The organism is Pedobacter sp. HMWF019, from assembly GCF_003061025.1.
Lineage (GTDB): Bacteria > Bacteroidota > Bacteroidia > Sphingobacteriales > Sphingobacteriaceae > Pedobacter.
Window position 1 is genome coordinate 1 of the sequence record NZ_QAIL01000183.1, and the last position, 3,735, is coordinate 3,735.

The window sequence follows — 3,735 nt, forward strand, 5'->3', positions numbered from 1 at the left end:
AATCATAACATTATGCTTTGGATCAAACGAATACTGATCAGCTTAACCAGTATTTTTGTCATTTTGGTTGTTGTATACCTCCTTGGGCCCCGGCCTGAAACACCTGTGTATGTCAAAGACCTTCCTGTCTTGCCAGCCGGTCTGTCTCAGTTAGATTCACTGGTGAGCAGTAAAGAATCTAAACTTTCTCTCAAACCAGATAATGAAGCAAGAATTGTATGGGCCGATTCAACAAAGAAAGAGCAGACAGAATATGCCGTTGTCTACTTGCATGGATTTACAGCCAGTGAGGGTGAAGGTGATCCTGTACACCGTAACTTTGCAAAGAAGTTTGGTTGTAACCTTTATCTGGCTCGCCTGGCCGGACACGGGCTTAAAGATCCAGATGCTATGCTTGATTTTACAGCGGATAATTTATGGGCCTCAGGGCGTGAAGCCTATGCTATAGGGAAAAAGCTTGGGAAAAAGGTCATTATTATAGGTACTTCCACGGGGGGCACATTGGCACTCAAATTGGCAGCAACCTATCCGGAGATTAATGGGCTTATTTTATATTCACCCAATATAGAGATTAATGACGATAAGGCATGGATGATGAATGATCCATGGGGACTTCAGATAGCAAGGTACTTTATCGGAGGAAAGTATTCTAAAAAAACAAATGATACCGATCCTAAAGTACTTCAGTATTGGTATAGCCAATACCGCCTGGAGGCCTTACCCCAGCTGGAAGAATTTATGGAGACCTCCAATATCCCTGAAGCTTTTGAAAAAATTAAACAACCAGTTTTAATGCTTTATTACTATAAAGATGCAGCCCACCAGGATGCTACATCGAGGGTTTCCGCTATGCTGAGAATGTTTGGTGAGTTGGGAACCGACCCTAAACTGAAAAGAAAAGTTGCTATTCCAAACGCTGGCAACCATGTGATTGCCTCTCCAATGCTATCTAAAGACGTACCAGCCGTAGAACGGGAAACAGAACATTTTGCAGTTGAAGTGCTTGGTATGCCGCTTGTGAAAAAATGATATTGTATTATTGGATCTAAGCATTACCTTTGCGCCCGGATATGTTCAGGAGCCTGATTGCCTTTTCTTTAATCTTCGTTATGCTGGGTGCTAACTTTAGCCGTCTGTTCATTTATGCCGGTTTTGAGTTGAACAAGAATTACATTGCCTCTGCACTTTGTGAGAACAGGGATAAACCCCAGTTACATTGTAATGGGAAATGCTACTTGATGAAGAAACTGAAACAGGCAGAAGAGAAAGAAAAAAGCCAAAACAGGGAATCCCAGAAAAATCATTTTCAGGAAGCTCTGATCACACAAAAAGCCAAGTTTAATTTTCAGGTTCAATTACTTAAAGTGTTGTATACTGAAGAACTTCCATTCGCCCTTCCAAGGCACTCATCTGCTATATTTCATCCTCCCCAGGTTTAGTTTCGTTTTTACAGGGCAATCTTGTCCTTTTTTAGTGAAACAACTTTAAGCCATATCCTACCTGCTTTATTGCGGTTCGAGGATGGGTTGATCTTATAATTTTTCGTAGCATGTATTTATTCAGATACTTTATTTTATCTATTGGATTTGCATTGGTGACCCTCCAGTTACAAGCCCAAAATCAGCCTGTTAAAGGCTATATTTATGACTCTCAAACCCGTCAACCTTTAGCCGGAGTACATATCTTTTCCTCCACAGGACAGGAACTTACACAGTCCAATACAAAAGGCTATTTTGAAATCAGAAGTGAACAGCCAGACCACCAGATTAAAACGGTTCTAAATGGCTATAAAGCTCAGCTGGTTAAAATCAACACGAAGGAAAATGACCTGAATATTCAACTTGAGGCCGATGGACTAAGTCTAAACGAGGTTAGAGTATCGGGATATAATGGAGACAAGACCAATAAGGAAACTGCTGGTGGTGTTGCCCTGATCACCTCAAAAGACATTAACCGGGGAAATGCCGTTTCTCTGCAGCCAGCCTTAAATGCTATTCCAGGCGTAAGAATGGATCAGAGTACGCTTTCTGAAGCGCGGATCTCTATCCGGGGCAATGGTGTGCGTGCATCTTACGGAATCCGCAGTGTAAAAGTATACGTGAATGAAATACCTGTAACAGAAGCCGATGGTACGACCCGTATTGAAGCTTTGGATGTGAACAGTATTGGCCGGGCAGAAATCATTAAGGGCCCCGCATCCAGTATTTATGGGGCGGGTACGGCAGGAGTAATTAATTTTCAGTTGCAGCGGGCACCGTATCAGGAGCAAAGTATTGAAGCATCGGGCTTGGTTGGGGCTTATGGTTTACACCGCTTAGCTACTACATACAGAAGTGGAGGAGATAAAGTGAACAGCTATGTATCCTATGGATGGCAGGAATACGACGGTTACAGGGAGCACAGTAATGACATGCGCCGGTTTCTAACGGGTAATTTTCAGCTTTTCCCCAGTGAAAAACGCATCATTACTTTACTTATCAACAGAACTACCCAGCATTCACAAATCCCAGGATCTCTGACAGCAGATCAGGTCGCTACAAATCCACAGCAAGTCAATGCGACAAATTTAGATAAAGCAGCAGGAAGATACCAGAACTGGACACGGATAGGCCTTGGGCAACAATATCGTTTTAACGATCAATTTTCAAATAGCACGAGTGTTTTTACCTATTTCTATGACCTGAACCATCCCCTGCCTTATGCCTATATTCGTAATTATTATCAAAGTTATGGTGGAAGAACAAAGTTTACCTATGATCCAGCGTTCTCAACTTTGCCTACCCGCTTTACGGTCGGGGCGGAGTATAATGAAGGCATTACCAAGGGTACTCAATATGTGAATAATCATGGGAAAGAAGGTGCAATGAACTCTAATATTGATTATCAGAATAAACAGTATTCTGTATTCTATCAGTCAGAAACAAAATTGGATCTTCGAACTACTTTAACTCTGGGAATCAGTTACAACAGTTTAACTTACAATGTCCAGGATTATTTAAACACCAGCCAGAGTGGTCTTAAAAAATTTAATCCTCAAGCTACACCCAGAATTGCGCTGAGTCATACCTTTAGCGATGCCTTGAGCCTTCATGCCAGTGTAAGCTCTGGTTTTTCGCCGCCTTCCAGCTCCGAAATAAAAAATGTGGACGGGTCAATCAATCCGACGCTGCAAGCGGAAAAAGCTTTAAATTATGAAATCAATGCCAAAGGAAATTTGCTAAAATCCAGATTGGAGTATGATCTTGCCTTATTCAAAATGGATATGAAAGGAGAGTTAATTGCACAGTCGGTGCAGCAGAGCATCACCATTTATAACAACGCAGGTAAAACGACTCATAATGGAGCCGAACTATCGTTATCTTATCAATTGCTAAAGGCAGAAGATCAGAAAGAAATCACCAGTTTGCGGCCATTTGTTGCTTTGACTTATTCTGATTTTAAATTTAAAGATTACAAAACACTGAATTCCCAAAATCAGGTCACTGCAACTTATGATGGAAATAAACTCACAGGCATTTCACCCTGGGTAGTCAATATGGGGATTGATCTGGAAACCAGAACAGGCCTGTACTTTTACGGAAGCTATTTCTTTAGCGATCAACTTCCTTTGAACGATGCAAATACCGCCTATAATCCAGCCTATCAGGTGGTTAATGCCAAACTTGGATATAAAAGACAGCTCATTAAATGTTTGGAAATGAACGTGTACGCTGGTTTGGATAATATTTTAAATAA

The 3,735-nt window shown here is 41.4% G+C and carries 3 protein-coding genes; all 3 read left to right on the forward strand.

Features of this window, described 5'->3' with window-relative positions:
- On the forward strand, nucleotides 1-1,029 hold a 1,029-nt coding region (locus DBR11_RS11560), incomplete at its 5' end, for an alpha/beta hydrolase (protein ID WP_369974431.1).
- Nucleotides 1,030-1,109: 80 nt separating this feature from the next.
- Nucleotides 1,110-1,439 carry a hypothetical protein gene (locus DBR11_RS11565; protein ID WP_233260724.1) on the forward strand — a complete coding sequence of 110 codons (330 nt, stop codon included), beginning with the start codon at nucleotides 1,110-1,112 and terminating at the stop codon, nucleotides 1,437-1,439.
- A 110-nt stretch (nucleotides 1,440-1,549) separates the two neighbouring features.
- Nucleotides 1,550-3,735 (forward strand): TonB-dependent receptor domain-containing protein (locus DBR11_RS11570; RefSeq protein ID WP_108552763.1); only part of this gene is annotated, 2,186 nt, incomplete at its 3' end.

Excerpts from the sequence above, each read along its gene's own strand:
- DBR11_RS11565 (WP_233260724.1), top strand. The coding sequence starts at position 1,110 with ATGCTGGGTGCTAACTTTAGCCGTCTGTTCATTTATGCCGGTTTTGAG.